We start from the raw sequence: 18,507 nt of genomic DNA on the forward strand, positions 1-18,507 counted from the left end.
ACGTAACGGGACCGCGTTTTGTCTCCTGCACGCACCAGCACACCCTCGACCACCACCGGCACCGACTTCCTGCTGTACCTGATGCTGTCCGTCGCCGGCCTCGGCATGGGGGCCGGGACGCTGGCCTGGTTGTTCGGCAACAGCGCCAACACCCTCACCAGCTCCGGCCCCTGGGCTCCGTACGAGCCGACCGACGCGTTGCTCCACCCCCAAGAGGTCTGGCCGCACCTTCCACAGCCGGTCCTCGTCGGCGCCTGCTACGTCCTGCCCGCACTCGTACTCCTGGCCGCCGCGCTGCTCGGCGCGAAGGTGTGGCTGCGGCTGCGCGGCAACCCCAAGGGGCTGGCCGACCAGCGTGACCTGGCCGACCTGATGCCCAAGAAGATCGCGGCCAAGGCGATCGACCTCCGTCCAAGCCTCAAGGGCACCAAGCCCAAGGACGTCGTCCCCGACGACCGCGGCGTCCTGCTCGGCACGCTCACGCCCGGCGCGCGCGAGGTCCGCTCCTCGTGGGAAGACGTGATCCTGGCGATCATGGCACCCCGGTCCGGAAAGACCTCCGGCCTGGCGATCCCGGCGATCCTGCGCGCGCCCGGACCGGTGCTGCTGACCTCCAACAAGGCGGCCCGCGACGCCTACACCGCCACGCTCGCGGCCCGCGCCGAAGCCGGCACGGTGTGGACGCTCGATCCGCAGCAGATCGCCCACGCGCCCCAGACGATGTGGTGGGACATCCTCGCCGACGCCCGAGATCTCGCCGGAGCCCGCCGTCTGGCCGGGCACTTCGTGACCGCCTCCGTGGACGAGTCGAACGCGGGCGACTTCTGGTCCACCGCCGCCGCGAACACGCTCACCGCGCTGTTCCTCGCCGCCGCCCGCGACCGGCGGCCGATCACCGACGTCCTGGCCTGGCTCGCCTCGCCGGCCGACCGCTCCCCCATCGACCTTCTCCAAGACGCCGGACTCGACGCGGTCGCCGCCCAGCTCCAGGGCACCGTGGCCGGCGCCGTCGAGACCCGCGACGGCATCTTCGAAACGGCGCGGCAGTACGCGAGCTGCCTGCTCGACCCCGCCATCGCTGCCTGGGTCACGCCGCCCAGCGGCCTCGGCAAGATCCGCGAGTTCAAGCCGGAGGAGTTCGCCACCAGCAAGGACACCCTGTTCCTGCTGTCCAAGGACGGCGGCGGCTCCGCCTCGGCGATCATCGCCGCCTCTGCCGACGCGGTGATGCGCGCGGCCGTCATCCAGGCCGAGCGCGACGGCGGGCGGCTCGACGCCCCGCTGCTCGCGATCCTCGACGAGGCCGCCAACGTGTGCAAGATCGCCGACCTGCCGGACCTGTACTCGCACCTCGGCTCACGCGGCGTCATCCCGATCACGATCCTGCAGTCCTACCGCCAGGGCGTCCGGGTCTGGGGCGAGGCAGGGATGGACGCCCTGTGGTCCGCCGCAACGATCAAGCTCGTCGGCTCGGGCATCGACGACGCCGACTTCGCGGACAAACTCAGCCGCCTGGTGGGCGACCACGACGTCCGTACGGTCTCGGTGTCCACCAGCGAGTCGGGCAAGTCCACATCGGTCTCCATGCGCCAGGAGCGCGTGCTCCCGGCGGACGCGATCCGCGCCCTGCGCAAGGGTTCCGCGCTGCTGCTGGCCACGGGCATCCGCCCCGCGCTCCTCGACCTCAAGCCCTGGTACCGGGAGCCGGACGCCGACCGGCTCGGCGCCGCGTCCGCCTCGGCGACCGCGGCGATCACCGAGCGCGCGCTGGCCAAGAACCTGCGCCGAGACGACTTCGGTCCGGCCGCGTGACCCCGGTGCTGCCAGGTGCCCGGCTGGCGAGACGCAAACGGTGCACGCCCCCAACCGTCGCGTCCCTGGGCCTTCGCCCCCATCTCCTTGAGGTACTCCCATGTCCCACCCCGCCCCGTCCTGGGCTTCGATCCGCCGGTCCGAGCGCCTCGCCGGCACACCCGTCGTACGGCGCGGCGCCGACTGGTGGCTCGTGTCCCCGTCCGGCTCCCTGCTCGCCTCGGACCCCGCGTTCACCGGTGAACTGGACCGCTTCGCCGCCGACCTAGCCGCGGCCGACCGTGCAGTCGCCGAGATCCGAGCCCAGGGCAAGCCCCCGCGCAAGGCACGGCCGTGACCCCGCTCGTCCACGCCGAGCAGGCCGTGCTGGGCGCGATCTTCCTGGAGCCCGGCCACCTCGACAGGCTCTCGCCCTGGCTGCGCCCGGAGCACTTCTCCCGCCCCGCGCACACGGCGATCTACGCCGCGATGCTCCAGCTCAAGGCCGACGGGCACCCGGCAGCAGCCACGACGGCCGGCTTCCCCGTCCCGCTGGCCTGGGTGACAGACACGCTGCGGGAGGCGAGCACACGGACCCGCGGGCTCACCACCTCGTATCTGCACTCCCTCGCGTCGGCGTGCCCGCGCCCCGACCACGCCCCGGTGTACGGGCGGATGGTCCTGGAGGGGGCCATCCACCGCAGCGTGGCCCAGCACGCCGCACACCTCCATCAGGCCGCGCTCGCCGATGGCCGGGCCGGCACGGTGGAGGAGACGCTGCACCACGCCCAGGTCCTGACCGACGTACTCGCCGACCTGGCGCGCGGCTGGGGCACCGAGGCACGTCCCGTGCAGCCGCCCACCCCGTACGCACCCCAGGCCGAGCGCCCGCAGCCGGTGGGCGAGCGGGTCCTCGCCGACGAGGAGTTCCTCCTCGGCTGCCTCGCCGCCCGCCCCGAGCAGCTGCTCGGCCTGGTGCGGTGGCTCCGCCCCGGCGACTTCGCCGACCCGGGCCATCAGCAGATCTACCACGCGCTGGGGGCCCTGCATCATCGCGGCGAACCCATCGACCAGCTGACCGTGCTGTGGGAGACCCAGCGTCGCGGCACCCTCGCAGACGGGACGCTCCACACCGAGCGTGTGATGCGGATCTGCGATCCACTCGTGGGCGGGGCCGCCGAGCACTTCGGCGAGCAGGTCGTCCACGCCTCCCTCGTCCGCACGGCCGCCCTCGCGGCCCGGCAGGTCGGCGCCCTGGCCGACCGCGACGCGCTCGCGCCCGGGCAGCTCATCGGCTACGCCCTGCACGCGCTCGGCCCGCTGGACGACGTGCGCCGCCGACTGCGCCTCGCGCGCGAAGCCGAACCCGAGCAGCGGCGGCGGCAAGCCGTCCCGGTGCGCCGCCTCCTGCCGCCCGTATCGACGCCGCCCGTGCTCGCAGCCGCCTCGCGGATGCGGCGGCCCCCGCGGCGCCGGTCGCGGCCTCCTGCGCCGCGCTTCCCTCCCGCCACAACCTTCGGAGTCCGTCATGACCGACCACACCGGCCGCGCCGGCCTGGAGAAGGACGAACTATACGCAGTGGCCCGGGAGTTCGAGCCGGCCCGCCACGAGATTGTCGGGTCGTACACAACGAACTCCCTGCCCGACCTCGTCACCGCGTCCCACCACCTCACCGCGCTGACGGGACTGGTCAAGGACCTGTCGGACGAGGTCCTCTTCCGCGCCACCGACAACGACCCGGGGCTCGACTTCGGCCCGGTCATCGCCGCGTACACCAGCGCATCCACCCCGGCGGGACGCGCAGTGAACAACTACACCGAAGCCTTCGAGCAGCTCGGATTCCTGCGCAGGTACGCGGAAGCCCCACCATCAGCGGACCTTCGCGATGCCCGCCAGGCCGCGTTCGGTGTCGCGCAGGACCGGCTGGACCTCACCGTGGACTCCCTGCAAGAAACGGTCGTCGCCCTGCGGCACGCGGCCGACCGGATCGACGGCACCCCGCCTCGTGTCCTCGCCGCGCTCAGCCGCTCGGCCCGTCCTGCGAACTCGATCTATCGCGTCCCGGCCACGCGGCCCGCGGCCGAGCCGACCCGTCTCGCCTACATGCCGGTGTCCCGCCATGCGCGCTGATCTCCAGGCAGCGGCGCACCCGCCGTCGATCGGGAGCCTGTGCTCCGGGTACGGCGGTCTGGATCTCGGCGTCCAGGCCGTCCTCGGCGGAACGATCGCCTGGCATGCCGAGGTCGATCCAGGTCCCGCCCGGATCCTGTCCCGACACTGGCCGGCCGTGCCCAATCTCGGCGACCTCACGGCCGTGAACTGGGCCGATGTCCCGGAGGTGTGCGTCCTGACGGCCGGGTTCCCCTGTCAAAGACGTCTCGGTCGCCGGCCGTCGCGCCGGACTGGCTGATGGCACCCGGTCCGGTCTGTGGTTGCACATCGTCCGTGCCATCGAAGCCCTCAACCCGTGCCTGGTGGTCATCGAGAATGTCCGAGGACTCCTCACCTCCCCCGCCGGTTCCCCTGGCGACGTGGAACCCTGCCTGTGGTGTCTGGGAGACACCACAGGCCAGCCTGCTGTGCGCGCACTCGGTGCCGTACTCGGCTCCCTGGCCGACCTCGGGTTCGATGCGCGCTGGTGCGTGCTTCGCGCCTCTGAAGTCGGAGCCCCGCACCGCCGTGAGCGCATCTTCCTCGCCGCCTGGCCCTCCTGGCGGGCCGCCGTTGCTGAAGACGCCGACGAGCAACCTGGCGACGAACGGAGGGAGTCAGCACCCGGCGAAGAGGAAGCAGGGCGGGCACGGTCCGAATCTGGCGGACGAGGTCGAGTGGCTGCTGCCGACGCCGAAGGCGTCGGACGGAGCCAAGGGATCGCCCAACCAGCGTCACGGGAACGGGGACCTGACACTGTCCTCGGCGGCTGCCCGACTGCTGCCGACCCCACGGGCAAGCGACACCGGCACTCCGGGACGTCGACCGGGCGCGGGCTTCCGGCCCCCGCTCTCAGCGGTAGTGCTCCCCATGTTCACGGCTCAGACGCCGACGGACGAAGGGCGTGGGGACCGTACGCCGCCGCCATCGCCCGATGGGAGAGGGCAACGCGCCCGGCACCCCGACCCACGGATGAGGCGGGGCGCCTCAGCCCGCTGTTCGTCGAGTGGATGCAAGGGCTTGAACCCGGCTGGGTGACGGCCACTCCGGGACTGGGACGCCCAGCCCAACTATCCGCTCTGGGCAACGGAGTCGTGCCGCAGCAGGCCGCTCGCGCGCTGGAGATCCTCGCGCCTCCCGTCGCGGTCTGCGGCCATCACGGCTCGCGGTGAACGGCGCTCTCTACACCGGATTCCCGGCCTGACCAAACCCGGTTTTCTTCGGATCCTCGCCACCCCAACCACCGATCTTGCGGAGGGGTAGCGATGGCCGAACCCGCTCAGGAGAGCGAGCCGATTCGCGTGGCGGACCACGATCTGGACGACCTGGTCGCCACGGTCGCGAGGCTGGTCACGGAGAGCCGCCAGCAGGGCGAAACACTCGCCCGGCTCACCGACGACGCCCCGCCCTCGAACGACGAGGGCGACGGAGCCGAGCTCGGTGATGGCGAGGGCTCGGTCGCCGCGACGTCGGCGGCCGAGCCGGGCGACTCGCAGGAACGCCCGGCGTCCATCTTCATCCTGGCCCTCGACGGCAAGGCATACGTCGAGGAACTCGCGGCGCTGACGAGCTGGGTGCACGACCTGCTGCTGCCGGTCTACGGGCGGGAGATCACCACCGGCCGGCCGTGGTGCCGGCAGTGGCAGGAGCACCCCGAGGCCGTGGCCCGCCTCCATGCCCTGTGGCTGGCCTGGCAACAGCTCACCGACACCGAGGCCGGCCTCACCGGCCCCTCGACATGGCACCGCGACCACCTCGACCCCACTCTTCTCCAACTCCGCGTTCCCGACGGTCCATTCGGGGCGTGCACCACCAGTCCTACCCGCCCCAACCACCGGCTCCTGGCTTCGCCCGAGCCCGCGGGAGCCTGACATGACCGCCACATACGAGCCCCAGGCTCCGGACTACCGGATCGGCGGATTCGTAGCAGCCACCGAGCGGATCGAGGAGGACTTCTTCTCGGTCACGCTCTCGGACGACATGTTCGTACCCCTCGCCGAGCACCACAGCGACGACGGACGCGACACCTACCTGGTGTTCCACGACCGGGCGGCCATCTGGGACGTACCCGGCACAGCGGAGTACGTCGCGTTGCACCTCACCCGAGACGTGGAGCAGCGCACCTTCGACTTCGAGTACGAGCGGGCCCCCACCGTCCCGCTCGCCCAGAACTGGCTCATCCGCCGGGGCTGCCCGCCGGAGGCCACCGCTCCGACCCGCAACCACGGGCCGCGCCCCGCCGATGCGCTCACCTCGCGGCTGGAGGACCTGCTCCGGACCAATCCCGATGGCCGGTACGAGGTCATCGACCACCACACCGAGACCCCGGGCTCGTTCGACTTCGGCGCCGAGGTGCGCACCCTCGTCCACGACAGCCACCCGGACTCGGCGCACGCCCCTTACCGGCTCTTCCTCGAAGAGACAGCCAAGGACTGCCGCTCCTACACGGTGCGCGAAGAAGCCTTCGCCAACGCCGAGGCGGCGGACGACTGGGCCATGGACCGCAGCACTCCTCTCCCTCTGGCCACGGCCCCGAAGAGCACCGTCGGCCACAGGGCCCAGGCTGCCCGCACCCGCTCATCGCGCGCCGGAACCGCTGGCCTCGCGGTCCCCCCAGCGCCCGTCGCGACTTCTCGCCCCGCGTCTCCTTCCGTACCGCGCTCTCACCGGGGTTCGCGGTGAGCCGGGCGCGGTACGCCTTCGCGGCGCACCCCGAAGCCCTGGCCGATCTGCGCTCCGTTCCTGAGAGCATCCGCGACCTGGCCCTGCTGGAGCTGCAGCACCTGGTCCACGGCAACGAACGCGGAGCGGCGCTGACCCGCGAGCTCGCGGGCTGCCACAAGATCTACGTCGATCCGGAGACCCGCTGGCGCATGGTCGTCCAGTACCGAGACGCCCCGGCGACCTCGCAGCACCGCCGGGAGATCTACCTCCTCGCGGTCGGCGAGCGCCAGGACCAGGCCGCCTACCGCACCGCGGCTCGCCGCCTGGACCGCGAACGTGAGGCATCCGCCGGGACCGCGCCACTCCATGGCCGCCGCGCCCAAGCGGCACGGTCCCGATCCCCGCACGGGAGCGCAGGTCCGGCACACGCCGGTTCGCCGGCCCCCGCCGCTTCCACGGCTCAGCCGCGAGCTCGCCGCCGGTCATGACGCCCAGCCCCTCATCCGCCACCGACCGGAGGTACCTCCCCATGTCGCCTCTCGACCTCGGCGGTCTCGCCCCGGATACCAAGGTCCTCGTCGCACCGGTCCACCTCGCGGGTCCCGGGACGAGGGAGGCAGTCTTCAGCGTCCTCGACAACGCCGCCGGCTGGACGAAGACCGTCGCCTTCGAGACGGACACGTACTACACCAGCCCGTGTCAGCGAGTCCGTATCGCCAACCCCGTGGAGAGCGCCTACGGCGGCTGGACGTTCACCTACGCCGAGGACCCGCTCGGCGTTCCGGATTGGATGGCCACCTTCGACCGCAACACGCCCTGCGAGATCATCGTCGCCTTCACAGAGACGCTCGTTGAGAGCCTGCCCAACCACTTCCGCGACTACTTCAGCGGCGGCAAGCACCACACCGGCCTCGGCCAGGAGGACGTACTGCGCCAGAGCAACTGGGAGTCGGTTCATGGAAGTCGGCCGTACTGGATCGTCTCGCCCGACAGCCGCGCGGCCCTGCGCACGCGCAGCGGGTGGCTCGACGAGTACACCGAGCTGCTGACTCCGGAGAAGTCCATGTGGCGACTGTCCGGCGGCGTCGATCCCGTCCACGTGCCGACCTGGAGGGCCTTCTTCAGCAGTAGTACCCCACAGCACCTGCGCACCGCTGCCGCCACCGCTCTCACCAGCGCGGACGCTGTTCCGCGCTTCGCCGGCGACATCCCCGAACGCCACCACGACCTGGTGAACGTGCGCCTCGCCGAGCCGATGGCCGCCGTTCCCCGGGCCCAGGCGGCCCTGGCCCGTCGGCCGTCCACGCAGCCGCGCCCGGGGCCGAGGCCGCAACCTCACCCGCATCACCTGCCGCGCACGGTCGTTCACGCCGTCAGCGCTGACGGCCCGCCGCTCACACCCGGAGATCCCGCATGCCCTCACACACGCTCGACGGCGACGTCTACGTGACCCCGCTGTACCTCGCCGGCTCCACCACCATCGGCGACCCGGCGATGCAACCACTCCTCGACCACGGTTTCATGGCGCACAGCGACGAGCTGGCGAACGTCTACGTCTCCTCCCCCGACCAGCACGTCCGGCTCGGATTCCTGCCAGAGGGCACGGACAACACCTTGTGGAAGGTCGCCGCCCACAGCGACCCGTTCGGGCCGCCCGACTGGCTGACCACCTTCGACTCCAACACGCCGACGGAGTTGGTGACCGCCTTCACCTCCGCCCTCGCCGCCAGCTACGCCAAGGATCCGGACGCCGCCTTGACCGGTCCCCGTCGACCGGTCGAGGAAGGCTTCCGACCCCTGGAAGAAGCCGGATGGAAGCGAGGGAGCTGGCAGCTCACCACCCTGTTCACCGCGCCCGACGAACTCGCCGGCCTCACCTACAGGGGCGGGGTCCTGGATCGACACGCCGAACTCCGCGGCGACCAGGACCGCTGGCTACTCTGGGGCGGCCAGGACGGCTTCAGCTCGCGCTGGTACGCCACGTTCACGTCCGGCGTCCCCGTCGATCTGGTCGCGGCGACCACCGCCCGTCTGGCCGACCCCGCCGCCGTGCTCCGCTACGAGACCGAGGTCCCAAAGCGAAACCGCGGCGCCGCCCGAATACGTCCGGTGCCACTTCCGGTCCCGACGCCACTGGACGTCCGGCGTGCCGCCGCCGCTCGCGCTCGCACTCACGGAGGTCGCCTCGTGGGCGGCGTGTCGGCGGCGTCCGCACTCACGGGACGCCCCAGTGCCGTCCTGCCAGCCCGCGCCACCCATCATCGGCGGGTCGCGGCAGCACGCTGATGAACGGTGAACCCTCAACCACCGCGGACACCGATGGCCAGGCAAGACCAAATGCCGCACCCAAGACGCCGGCCGAGCAGTGACCCCCGGCCGCACGAACGCGGCCGATCGCGCGAACCGCTGTTAGCTCGGGCCAGCGCCACGGCGCTCCCGCAGGAAGTCGTTACCGGCGGCGCGCACCGCCTGCGCAAGCTCCTCGACGCTCAGCTCGACGCGTCTACCATCCGCCATGCGAGATCGCCCGAGTGACGCCGCCACGACGTCGTCGACGGTCTCGCCGTAGGTACGCAGTTCCCCGTTCAGCACACCACTCTCCTCCTGTCATCGGTCGCCCCGGGGACAGCTCCCGGGGCGGACCGGTTCATTCCCCCACGTAGACAGCAGCGGGCGCCCCAACTACCAGTTCGCCCACGGCAGACGCCCCATCCGGGCGAAGGAGTGGAGACCTGTGCTTCGACCATGTCAACGTACGACCGCTTCGAAAAACCACAGGTCAACGAAGGGTTTGTTGTTCGTGACGCTCACCGCGACCACCCCGTTCCATATCCCCGCGGCCCTTCCTCACGCCGCGCCCGGCGACCGCGAGTGGCTGCTCGACTGCCACTGCGCAGGGCCGGTCGTCGAGCTCCTCAAAGCGCGGGGCTGGGAGGTCATCTCCGACCCCTACGCCAACGTCCACTGCACCAGCCCCGATCAGCGCGTGTACGTCGGCTTCCTCCCCGAGACCAAGGAGGCCGCGTCGCACGGCGAGCTGTGGCACATCCAGGTCAAGGACACCGACGGCGAGGTGGCGTGGACCCAGACCTTTGGGTCGAACGTTCCGGCCCAGGCCGTGGCCGGATTCCTCGCTGCGCTCATCGCCTTCCCCAGCCGCCACTGCGCCTGCGTCTGACATAAGCCGGCCCCTCGGCCTCACCAACTCAGGAGTCTCTCTTGTCTCACGAGATCACCGTTCGTCAGTTGATCCACCAGCTCCAGGCAGTCGACCCGGATCTCCCCGCGTACTTCGCCATCAACCCGGACTGGCCGCAGGCCCACCGCATCGGTCGCATCGTTGAGATCAGCGGCCGGAACGGCGCCGCCTACCTCGCCGAGAACGGCCAAGAAGGCGTCCTGCCAACTGAGGTTCGCGCTCGGCTCGACTGGGCCGCCGTGTGAACCGCCGGTCGCGCCCGCAGCTCGCGGCAGGCATGAGAGTCTCTCCTCGCCCGCCCTTGCTCCTCGGTGATCTGGCCCAACGTCCCATGCCTTCAGGCGTACGTGGTGCTCTCATCCGCTCCGTACCCCGGTGCGTCACCGAGCCAATCCCCACGACCTGGGTGTCCGTGGAACACCACGCGCCCCTTCGTCCTGGCTCGGTTCTGCTGTACTGGGAACCCGCCCCTCCCGACCGGATGGACGTCACCGCCCGCCTTGGCCTGGCCTCGGCGGAGGTCATCCTGGCCACATGGCCGAACCTTCACGGGGACTGGTCCTCAGTCGTCCACCCCACACTGCTGGAGACCATCGGCCTTCACAGCGCGCTGTCCGTCGCCATCGACGCCCTGCATCTCGCCAACCACCTTGTATACGCCTGACTCCACAACGCATCTCGAATGCCGAGGGGCTGCTCCAACAGGAGCAGCCCCTCGGGGCGTGTGCTCAGAAGTTTTGCCATTTCCGCGAACACACGATCGGGTGAGCTGTTGCTGGGCAGCGGCCCACCAGCACGGAGCGGCCTGTGGCGGCGCCGTCACGTGGCAGGTTCGATCAGTGGCCAGTCCCAGCTCTGATTGCCATTGCTGCTACGAGCTGCCCGAGTTTCGTAGAGCCCGATCTTGATTGGTTCAGGCGAACTGCGGGTTCGCTTCTCGCTCCTGGATCCGCCAGTAGACGCGTTCGTACTCGGCCGGCGGTACGCAGTCGAGCGCGGAGCGAAGACGCTCTGGCACGACAGACGATCAGCGATCGAAGCAGGAAGCTCCAGGAGACGATCGCAGCAGCTACCTCTGCCCAATCGCCAGTGCGAACCTCGCTCCTAGGCGCGCATCACCACAGTATCCGCAGGTCAGAGCGCCAGCAGCATGCTGGAGAAGCGCCATTTCAAGTGCTCATCTTCAGGGCACTTGCGCCCAGCGCCCCAACTGCCTAAATCATGGCGCCTCGCGATGCCTCCACGCGACATCACTGCAGGTCAGGGCAAATGCGCAGGCTGATTGCAGGCAAGATGGTTGCAGGCTTGCAGTGAACTGCTCTACTCTCCTCATCAACGCCACTTGGCATGCCACTTTGCCGAGCGGTTGAAGATGGATTTTGTCTGTCACAGGTTCGGCAGTCGATCGCCCAGGGCAACGGATCGTCTCGACTCCGACCACAACTCAAGATCATCAGCGCCTACCAGATCGATCTGGCGGGCGCTAGATCTCGTGTTCGGAACGTGTTCTATCTCTCATCGCCGGAAAATCCGCCGCCCCGCCCTCGATTCGTGGCGTAGAACTGGCCTTGATCGCGGAGACCCCCTGCCCTGGGCGAACTGCGGCACCAGACAAAATTCAATCTTCAAGAAGGAACCATGATCGAACAGAACACGGTGCTGTCCCTCCCGCCGAGCGGGCCGCCGCCGACCTCCACCCTGGCCCTCAAGTGGTACGCGGGCGCCCTCGTCGGCCTGGTCTTCGCCGTCGTGGCGCACGAGGTGAAGCCCGAGAACACCGCCGTGGAGGTGGCGTTCTGGACGTCAGTGGCCGCCGGCGGCCTCTGCGTCCTGCACATGGCGGGCCGCGTGGCGTGGCGGTCGTTCATCAACCGGATCGACAAGGACATGTCCAAGGTCCGGCGGTCTCGCGACCGCCTCTGGCGCCAGACCGTGCGGGCCGGGGTGGATCTCCACCCCGGCCCGCACGGTGCTGTGCCGTCGCCGAGCGTGCCCACACCGCCGCCTGCCTCGCCGGTCCCCAAGACGTCTGAGGGTGAGCCGCGAATCAACCACCGGTAACGGTGGTTGACGGGTGAGGGGATGGATGTCATGGCCTGGATGCTCGACGGGCGGAATCGGACAGATCTGAATGGGCCCCGGTTCCGGCGCTACTCGGGCCTCGGCTCCGACAGATAGGTGCCGGCGAGCGTGCCGTCGTACCCCACGGCCTCGGCGGCGGCCTCCAAGCTCGGGTATTCCTGCCCGCCGACGTCGATCATCGCCTCGTAGTCCGCGCGCGTCAGCTCGGGCTCGACCCACTGGTGCGCGCACCGGCAGCGGATGCTGATCTCGCTGCGGTCACAGATCACCATCCAGTCGCGCCGAGCTCCGCACGCCGGGCACATCACCAGGATGCCGCCGATGCGGATTTCCTCGGGGTGGGTGGTGGCGCGGAGACGGATGGTGCCGTCGCCGAGCCGCGTTTCCTTCTGGAGCCTCAGCAAGGGGTCGTCGGCTGCCGTCTCCGGCAGCACGGCTCTATGGGTCCGGAGGTCTTCGCTGAGCATCTGCATCGTCTCCTCGTCCTGGTCTTTACCAGCCCTAACAGCGGGGGCTGCGGGTGTCCAGCCGTTTGAAGTGCTGGTCAGCGCCGTGGGCCCGGCCTGCGGGGGCTGTTCGTGTCGTGCCGAGCGGCCGTCTCGGCTGCCTGCGGCTTCGGTGCGCGGGGCTGCGGCGGGGGCGTCCGTCGGGGCGCTCGGGTACGGGGCACGTCGGCGGTGGCGGGCAGGTTCCCCATGCGGCGCAGGCGCCAGACGAGTACGTCGGTGACGTTGTCGGCGGTCTCCAACTCGCGCCATTCGATCGCCTGCTGGAGCAGTGCGTCGGGGTTGTGTCCCGCTCGTTCGGCTTGGTCGAGGGTGGCAGCGAGCGCGTCCCAGCCGGGCTCGCGCAGGACGTGGTCGGCATGTCCGGGCAGTGCGGCTTCCATGGTGTGGGCGTAGCGGTCGCGTACAGGGGCGGGGAGTCGGCGTCCCTGCTCGCGCATCGCCTTCATCGGCGTGGCGGACGCGGTCTGGTAGGCGGCCCGCAGGTGCTGCGCGGCTTGTCGGGCGGCGGCGGCCTGCTGGGCGTGGCCGCGGGCGGAGTGCCATCGGATGGCGGCGATCGTGACGAGGACCATCGTGGACAGGAGCATCGCGGTGGCGCCGCCGTCCTCGCCTTTGCCGAGGGCGTTGCCGGCTCGGACGATGCCTCGTGCGGCGGAGCGGAGGGCGCGGTGGTCGGCGTGCTCGGCGCGGGTGTGGGAGCGGGTGGCGCGTTCGAAGGCGCGGGCGGCCTCTGCGAGTTCCTTACGGGTGGAGGCCGGGGCGGTCTGGGCGACGGCGTCGAGGAGTTCACCAACGCCGATGAGCTGGGCCGCGCCCGCCGCATCGTCGTCCCCGGTGAGCACGGCGACGGTCTGTTCGGCGACTTGGGTGGCGTCGCGGCGGGCGCTGGCCGGGCGAAGGGCCCGGGGGACCGGGCCCGGGGCGGAGGTCTGCTGGTCCTCGGGCGGTCCGTCCGTGAGGCGTTGGCGGATCCTGGGGAGGGAGAGGTCGGGGGCGAGTCGGGAGCCGGGGAACCAGATGGGCTCGCCGTCACGGTTGCGGTCGCCGGGCAGGGCGACCTTGTAGCCGAGGATGTCGCCGGAGGGGGCTACACGCTTTTCGAGGCGAAGGCCGGCTTCGGTGAGACGGCGGAAGAACTCGTCCTCGTCTGCGGCGCCGGCCAGAGCCTGGCGGACGTGCTCACGCAGCGTTTCACGGGGCGGTTCGGTACGGCCGGTGCGCTCCGCCTTGGCGCGTTCGGCGCTGGTGGGGCGTTGGGCGGCGGTGCGGTCGCCTTCGTTGAGGATCTGCAGGCCCCACTCCTTTTCGATCTTGCGGCATTCGGCCTGGGCGCGGATGCCGTCCTGGTGCCGGCGGGGGCTTCGTCCGTCTTCGCGTTTGAGCGTGGCGACGATGTGGATGTGGTCCTCGGCGTGGCGTACGGCGATCCAGCGGCACGCCTTGTCGTCGCCTTCCTCGGCGATGCCGGTGGCGTGGACGATGCGGCGGGCGACCTCGGCCCACTCAGCGTCGGTGAGGTGCCGGTCGCCTGGGGCGGTGCGGACGGGGCAGTGCCAGACGTGCTGGGCGGGGCGGCGGTCCTTGGGGAGGGCGAGGACGGGGAGGTCGAGTCGGTCGGTGAGCTGCTTGAGGGTGGCGGCCGGGTCGCGGCCGGGGTCGGGTGCGAGTTCCGGCATCCAGGCGGCGACGAGGTGCGGGTCGGTGTGTTCGTCCCGGCGGCCGGGTCCGTAGAGGTAGGAGAGGAGTCCGTACGTGCGGCTGCCGGTGGAGATGTCCGGGACCACGGTGTCAGCGCCTCGCCATCTCGATGGCGGCGGCCTCGACCCGTGCGGCGGCGCGCAGGACACGGGCGACCGCGTCGTCGGCGTACTCCGGCCGGCCGCCGGAGTTGAGGACGCGGGCCACCTGGTTGAGGTTGTTGCCGGCGCGGCCGAGCTGGGCGCTGGCGGACATCAGCTCCTCGACGCGTCCGCGCTGGTCCAACAGCCATGCCCTGGAGTCGCCTTGGGCCTGGGCGACCGCGACCGCGGCGTCGGCGAGGAACCCGGCGGTCTTCAGGCCGGCGGCTTCGGCGGCGCGCTTGACGATGTCGAGCTCGTCGCGGGTCAGGCGGACGCTGCGGACTTGGTCGCGGTGCACGCTCTGGCGCAGGCGGGGGCGCGTACGCGGCGCGGAACGCGCGGCTTCTTCTCCCTCCGGCTGCGATCCGCCCTCGGTCGCGGCCCCACGGCCTGGCTCCCCCTGGTGCCGGGCCTCCCCCGCCCCCTGGGGGGTGGGGGCAAGCCCTTCCGAAACTCCTCCGCGGCCCGTGGCTGCGGAGGAGTTTCGGAAGGTACAGCTTGCTCGGCCTCGTGCCGGGCAGTGACCTTCGCCCAGGTCAGCGGGGGCGGAGGTCGGATCGGTGGGCGTCATCGGGGCAGTCCGGAGGGGTCGCGGCGTACGTCGCGCAGGACCTCGGCGACGAAGTCGAGCGCGAGGACGGGGTGGTGGAGAGTGCGGGGTGTGCTCGTGGGTGTGCGCTGGACGGTCCAGGCTCCGTCGGGGCCGGGTTCGGCGTGGTGGAGGTGTCCGTACCGGCTGAGCACGGTGATCCAGGCGTCGGCTTCGGCTCGGGTGGCCGAGGTGGTGCGCATGGTGGCGGCTCCAGTGCATGTGTGGGGCGGGAGGGAGTCGTGTGCTCGGCGGGTGCGCCGGTCCGGTGGACGGGCCGGCGCACCCGCCGAGCGGGCTGTCCGGTCAGGCGGTCCGGGTGTCCGCAGCCTGTTCCGCTTCCTTGCGGAGGTGCTGCATCAGGACGGTCAGCCGGTCGTTCCCGAGGCCGTGTCCGTGACCGCGGATGGCGTCCGCGACGACCTTCCGGGTCAGGTCGCCTGCCTCGGTGACCGCCTGGCGGGCGATCGCGAGAAGCTGCTCGTCGGTGACCGGGGCCGACTTGCGGTCACCGGTGTCCGAACGGTTGGCAGGGCCGGTCTCATGGGCGGCATCCGGTGTAGTGACCGGAGGCTTGGCCAAGTGCAGGCGGGGGACCTGGCGGGGTCTGGGGACGGGCTGTCCGCCCTGGTCAGCGTCACGGCCGTCGTGCTCGGGCTCCGGCTCGACCGGCTTCCCCCGCTGTCCGGACAGGGTGTCCGGGGCATGGGCCTCCAGGGTGTCCGGCCCCGTGGTGACCGCCGCGCGGCCGGTGTCCGGGCCGGGCAACTCGGCGGGGTGTCCGGAGGCGACCGGGACTGGCCCTCGTCCGCGCCGGACCGGATAGGTGTCCGGACGGTCATCGGTGACCCGATCCGTCCGGACACCGGGCGTCTCCGGCTGTCCGGACAGCTCGCCCTCAGCTGCCCGCCGGGCGATGAGGATGTACAGGTGGACGGCTCCGGCCAGGGCGAGCGGCGCCAGGGTGGACAGGACGCCGACGGTGACGTCGCCGAGCCGGAGCCCTGCGCTGCCGGACGCCAGCTGGTTGAGACGTACGGCGTGCAGGGCGTTGGCCCAGATACTTGCGGCGGTCGCGGTACCGAACAGCGTCCACACGTAGCAGCGGGCGGCGAGCGGGGCGGTGCGCAGGACCAGGAGGGCTCGTACCCCGTAGGCGATGAATCCGTCGATGACCAGAGGGAAGACGAAGGTCAAGAATCCTCGGACATGGATCGCGGTGGCCATCTGCTGCAGCGCGTCGTACGAGAGTGCGCATCCCGCGCCGCCGAGGGCGACGACGGCGGCCCGGTCCCAGCCGTTGATCCGCGCCGGTACCGGCGCGATGTGGCTCACGCCGCCGTCCCGAGGCCGTCGCGGGCCGGGAGTTTGACGGCGGGATTCTTCAGGACCTGGGGGGCGTTGTCGGGCGTCTTCGCTGCCTCGTTCGCCTTCTTCTGCTGGTCGACGGCGCGATTGCGGATCTCGCGGCGGGTGCGGCGGTAGAGCTTCCCGGCGTGCGCCTCGGTGACCTTGAGCATCCGGGCGAGCTGCTCGGCGGGGATGTCGGCCTGATAGGCGGCGCGGACGACTGCCTTGCGCTCGGCCTTGGTGAGGTGGATGTCGCGGCCGGCCAGGGCTTCGTTGACGCGGGAGTAGCTGAGGCGGCCCCCCAACTTGCTGTGCAGGGCCTCTCGCTCCTCTTCGGTCATGCCGCCCCGGATGCCGTCGCGGTCGCCGTTCTCGAGGGCAGCGTCGAGGCAGGTGCTGCGGACCGGGCACTGCGCGCACAGGGCCTTGGCGGCGGCTATGCGGTCGACCTCGTCGGGCTCGGGGAAGAAGAGCTCGGGGTCGACCTGGTGGTGCGGGGTCGAGCGGCAGGCGGCCCGGTCGCGCCAGGTGTGGTCGCCGAGAGCTCGGGGCTGCGGGGTGTCGGTGCGGTGCATGGGGATGTCTCCGTATCCCCCCGGGTCGCGCTTGGGCAGGGGCGGCCTGGGGGTTGGTGCAGGTGATGAAGGCGGGCCGGTGTCGGCCGTCGCGGGGAAGGGTCAGGCGCTGGCGGCGGCGATACGGCGTCGCTCGGCCGCGAGGGCTCGTCTGCGGTCGGGGCCGTCGAGGATGACCCGGTCGGTCATCTCGGTGAGCCGGGACGCGACGCGGTCACCGATGTGGGCCCGCAGGTCGGCCATGCCGAGGTTGGTGGTAATCAGGGTCGGGAGCATCGCGTTGTACCGGCGGTTGATCAGCCGCATCGTGATCTCCTCGGTCCACTCACTGGTCTTCGCGGCACCGAGGTCGTCGATGATCAGCAGCGGGCAGCGTGCCAGGTCCATCAGCTCCCGCTCGCCGTCGTGGCCAGGGCGGGGCCGCAGCTCCGCGTACAGGTCGGCGGCGGTGATCGCCTTCCAGCGCAGCCGGACCCCGGCGATCAGGAGCGAGCGGACCGCCCCGTACGCCTGGTACGTCTTGCCCGTTCCCGTCGTGCCGACGATCAGCAGCGAGCGGCCCTCGGCGAGCCCCGGTGCGCCTTCGGGCCCCGGACGTCCGCCCTCGGCGACCTCGCGGACCCAGGCGGCGACGGCCGGGTGGTCGGCGACGGCGGCTCGGTAGCGGGCCGGGATACGGGCCTGGGCCGCCTGGAGCGCGGGGAGGGGTTCCGCCAGGTCGGTGAGCTTGGCGTTCGGGTCGAGGCCACGCGAGGTCAGGATGTGGGCCAGGCGGCGGGCGATGCCGCCGACGGGCTGGGCGTCGTAGTCGAGCATCACAGCTCCTCGGCGTAGGCGGCGGCAGGGTCGGCGGGATTGGCCCAGGCCCGGTGACCGGGCACGCTAGGCCGGGATTCCGGCCGGACCAAACCGGCGCGGGTGGCGTTCATGGCCTCGTGGACGAGGCTCGGCAGGGTGCTGGGGTGCAGGCCCTTGGCGCGGTGGAGGGCCAGCCCGGCGCGGATGTGGCCGGGTTCGATGCCCTCCGCGAGGAGCTTGGTCGTCTCGCGGCCGAGGTGACCGAGGACGCCACTGGGCGGGCGATGTATGCAGGCTGCGGCGTACTCGGCGATGAGCTGCTGAGCCGAGGTGGTCTCCGATGCGCGGGCGCTCGCGCCCCCCGAAGGGGAAGATCCTTGATCCAGGTTCCTAGGTCCAAGATCCAGGGCGTGAAGGCTCACCGCGGGTTCAGCCCTCCCTCCGTGAGTGTTCAGTGAGGACTCACTGAATGCCTCGCGACCTGCGGTTTCGTGCGTTCCGGAGGATTCGGCGGGCATTCGTGCGTCCTCAGTGAGTCCTCCGTGAGCCTTCACTGAGGACTCCGGGACGTCTCCGTGAGCCTGCGACGCATCCGGCTTCGGCTTCCCGGCGCCGTGCTTCGGGCACTCGGGGAGCCGGCTGCGGCTCGCGCGGTTGATCTTCTGGTGCCGGTGCCAGGTGACGATGTGCAGGTACCGCTTGCCTTCGTCGTCCTCGTACCGGCAGATCAGGTTGGCGGCGGCGAGCTGGATCAGGTCGTCTTCGACGTCGACCGGCGTGCGCCCGCCGCGAACGGCCCACAGCTCTCCGCAGAGAGCGGCGGGCTGATCACGGAGGCGGCCGTGGTCGTCGGCGCGGCTGATCAGGCCGAAGAAGGTCCGTTCGGCGTAGACGCTCACCTGCGCCAGGGACTCGGACGTGAAGGCTTCGGGCTTGAAGGTGCGGATCCGCGCCACG

At 71.1% G+C, this 18,507-nt stretch carries 23 protein-coding genes and 1 pseudogene; 15 read left to right on the top strand and 9 right to left on the bottom strand.

The window, feature by feature from the left end; all coding sequences use genetic code 11:
* Positions 1 to 18: 18 nt before the first annotated feature.
* From L6E17_RS16415 to L6E17_RS16455, 11 genes and pseudogenes are all read left to right on the top strand, one after another.
* Positions 19 to 1,812, top strand: coding sequence for a type IV secretory system conjugative DNA transfer family protein (locus tag L6E17_RS16415; protein ID WP_236241507.1), 1,794 nt, complete (start codon positions 19 to 21; stop codon positions 1,810 to 1,812).
* 100 nt (positions 1,813 to 1,912) lie between these two features.
* Complete coding sequence (locus L6E17_RS16420; protein WP_179886750.1) at positions 1,913 to 2,149, top strand: hypothetical protein; 237 nt, start codon at positions 1,913 to 1,915, stop codon at positions 2,147 to 2,149.
* A 26-nt stretch (positions 2,150 to 2,175) separates the two neighbouring features.
* Positions 2,176 to 2,850: pseudogene (locus L6E17_RS16425) on the top strand (DnaB-like helicase N-terminal domain-containing protein); the annotation flags it as partial.
* 469 nt (positions 2,851 to 3,319) lie between these two features.
* Complete coding sequence (locus L6E17_RS16430) at positions 3,320 to 3,922, top strand: hypothetical protein (RefSeq protein ID WP_236241748.1); 603 nt, start codon at positions 3,320 to 3,322, stop codon at positions 3,920 to 3,922.
* On the top strand, positions 3,912 to 4,202 hold the full coding sequence (locus L6E17_RS30565; protein ID WP_268985257.1) for a DNA cytosine methyltransferase: 291 nt from the start codon (positions 3,912 to 3,914) through the stop codon (positions 4,200 to 4,202). The genes L6E17_RS16430 and L6E17_RS30565 overlap by 11 nt, the downstream gene beginning before the upstream one ends.
* Positions 4,195 to 5,115, top strand: a complete 921-nt coding sequence (locus L6E17_RS30570; RefSeq protein WP_268985302.1) for a DNA cytosine methyltransferase — start codon at positions 4,195 to 4,197, stop codon at positions 5,113 to 5,115. The genes L6E17_RS30565 and L6E17_RS30570 overlap by 8 nt, the downstream gene beginning before the upstream one ends.
* Positions 5,116 to 5,208: 93 nt before the next feature.
* Positions 5,209 to 5,814 (top strand): DUF4913 domain-containing protein, encoded by a 606-nt coding sequence (locus L6E17_RS16435; RefSeq protein ID WP_236241508.1) that lies wholly within the window; start codon positions 5,209 to 5,211, stop codon positions 5,812 to 5,814.
* A gap of 1 nt (position 5,815) precedes the next feature.
* Positions 5,816 to 6,625, top strand: coding sequence for a hypothetical protein (locus L6E17_RS16440; RefSeq protein WP_236241509.1), 810 nt, complete (start codon positions 5,816 to 5,818; stop codon positions 6,623 to 6,625).
* A complete protein-coding gene (locus L6E17_RS16445; protein ID WP_189201002.1) occupies positions 6,622 to 7,095 on the top strand; it encodes a type II toxin-antitoxin system RelE/ParE family toxin in 474 nt (157 codons plus the stop codon). The genes L6E17_RS16440 and L6E17_RS16445 overlap by 4 nt, the downstream gene beginning before the upstream one ends.
* 41 nt (positions 7,096 to 7,136) lie before the next feature.
* The gene (locus L6E17_RS16450) at positions 7,137 to 8,057 is read left to right on the top strand and encodes a DUF317 domain-containing protein (RefSeq protein ID WP_236241510.1); all 921 of its coding nucleotides are present in this window, start codon (positions 7,137 to 7,139) and stop codon (positions 8,055 to 8,057) included.
* Positions 8,021 to 8,893, top strand: a complete 873-nt coding sequence (locus L6E17_RS16455; protein ID WP_236241511.1) for a DUF317 domain-containing protein — start codon at positions 8,021 to 8,023, stop codon at positions 8,891 to 8,893. Before L6E17_RS16450 ends, L6E17_RS16455 begins: the two co-directional genes overlap by 37 nt.
* Before the next feature lie 123 nt (positions 8,894 to 9,016).
* Here L6E17_RS16455 and L6E17_RS16460 read toward each other — a convergent pair whose 3' ends face one another.
* Positions 9,017 to 9,199, bottom strand: coding sequence for a hypothetical protein (locus tag L6E17_RS16460; RefSeq protein WP_236241512.1), 183 nt, complete (start codon positions 9,197 to 9,199; stop codon positions 9,017 to 9,019).
* 208 nt (positions 9,200 to 9,407) lie between these two features.
* Between L6E17_RS16460 and L6E17_RS16465 the strand changes: the two genes are divergently transcribed.
* The 4 genes from L6E17_RS16465 (at position 9,408) to L6E17_RS16480 (ending at position 11,867) form a co-directional block, all read left to right on the top strand.
* The gene (locus L6E17_RS16465; protein WP_236241513.1) at positions 9,408 to 9,785 is read left to right on the top strand and encodes a DUF317 domain-containing protein; all 378 of its coding nucleotides are present in this window, start codon (positions 9,408 to 9,410) and stop codon (positions 9,783 to 9,785) included.
* Between the two features lie 41 nt (positions 9,786 to 9,826).
* Entirely contained in the window at positions 9,827 to 10,051 is a 225-nt protein-coding gene (locus L6E17_RS16470) for a hypothetical protein (protein WP_236241514.1), read from the top strand.
* A 167-nt stretch (positions 10,052 to 10,218) separates the two neighbouring features.
* Complete coding sequence (locus tag L6E17_RS16475) at positions 10,219 to 10,470, top strand: esterase (protein ID WP_236241515.1); 252 nt, start codon at positions 10,219 to 10,221, stop codon at positions 10,468 to 10,470.
* A gap of 974 nt (positions 10,471 to 11,444) precedes the next feature.
* Positions 11,445 to 11,867: a hypothetical protein gene (locus L6E17_RS16480; RefSeq protein WP_236241516.1), complete on the top strand. Its 423-nt coding sequence runs from the start codon at positions 11,445 to 11,447 to the stop codon at positions 11,865 to 11,867.
* Between the two features lie 89 nt (positions 11,868 to 11,956).
* Here L6E17_RS16480 and L6E17_RS16485 read toward each other — a convergent pair whose 3' ends face one another.
* From L6E17_RS16485 to L6E17_RS16520, 8 genes are all read right to left on the bottom strand, one after another.
* Entirely contained in the window at positions 11,957 to 12,361 is a 405-nt protein-coding gene (locus tag L6E17_RS16485) for a hypothetical protein (protein WP_236241517.1), read from the bottom strand.
* Positions 12,362 to 12,432: 71 nt separating this feature from the next.
* Positions 12,433 to 14,181 carry a relaxase/mobilization nuclease domain-containing protein gene (locus L6E17_RS16490; RefSeq protein WP_236241518.1) on the bottom strand — a complete coding sequence of 583 codons (1,749 nt, stop codon included), beginning with the start codon at positions 14,179 to 14,181 and terminating at the stop codon, positions 12,433 to 12,435.
* Between the two features lie 4 nt (positions 14,182 to 14,185).
* Positions 14,186 to 14,536, bottom strand: coding sequence for a plasmid mobilization relaxosome protein MobC (gene mobC, locus L6E17_RS16495; protein WP_236241519.1), 351 nt, complete (start codon positions 14,534 to 14,536; stop codon positions 14,186 to 14,188).
* Positions 14,537 to 14,805: 269 nt separating this feature from the next.
* Entirely contained in the window at positions 14,806 to 15,030 is a 225-nt protein-coding gene (locus tag L6E17_RS16500) for a hypothetical protein (protein ID WP_236241520.1), read from the bottom strand.
* A gap of 103 nt (positions 15,031 to 15,133) precedes the next feature.
* Entirely contained in the window at positions 15,134 to 16,162 is a 1,029-nt protein-coding gene (locus tag L6E17_RS16505) for a DUF2637 domain-containing protein (protein WP_236241521.1), read from the bottom strand.
* Positions 16,159 to 16,752: a WhiB family transcriptional regulator gene (locus L6E17_RS16510; RefSeq protein ID WP_236241522.1), complete on the bottom strand. Its 594-nt coding sequence runs from the start codon at positions 16,750 to 16,752 to the stop codon at positions 16,159 to 16,161. The genes L6E17_RS16505 and L6E17_RS16510 overlap by 4 nt, the downstream gene beginning before the upstream one ends.
* Positions 16,753 to 16,854: 102 nt before the next feature.
* Entirely contained in the window at positions 16,855 to 17,568 is a 714-nt protein-coding gene (locus tag L6E17_RS16515; protein WP_236241523.1) for an ATP-binding protein, read from the bottom strand.
* Positions 17,568 to 18,506: a hypothetical protein gene (locus L6E17_RS16520; protein WP_236241524.1), complete on the bottom strand. Its 939-nt coding sequence runs from the start codon at positions 18,504 to 18,506 to the stop codon at positions 17,568 to 17,570. Before L6E17_RS16520 ends, L6E17_RS16515 begins: the two co-directional genes overlap by 1 nt.
* Position 18,507: the final 1 nt, after the last annotated feature.

This window comes from Streptomyces sp. CC228A, assembly GCF_021390935.1.
Classification (GTDB): domain Bacteria; phylum Actinomycetota; class Actinomycetes; order Streptomycetales; family Streptomycetaceae; genus Streptomyces.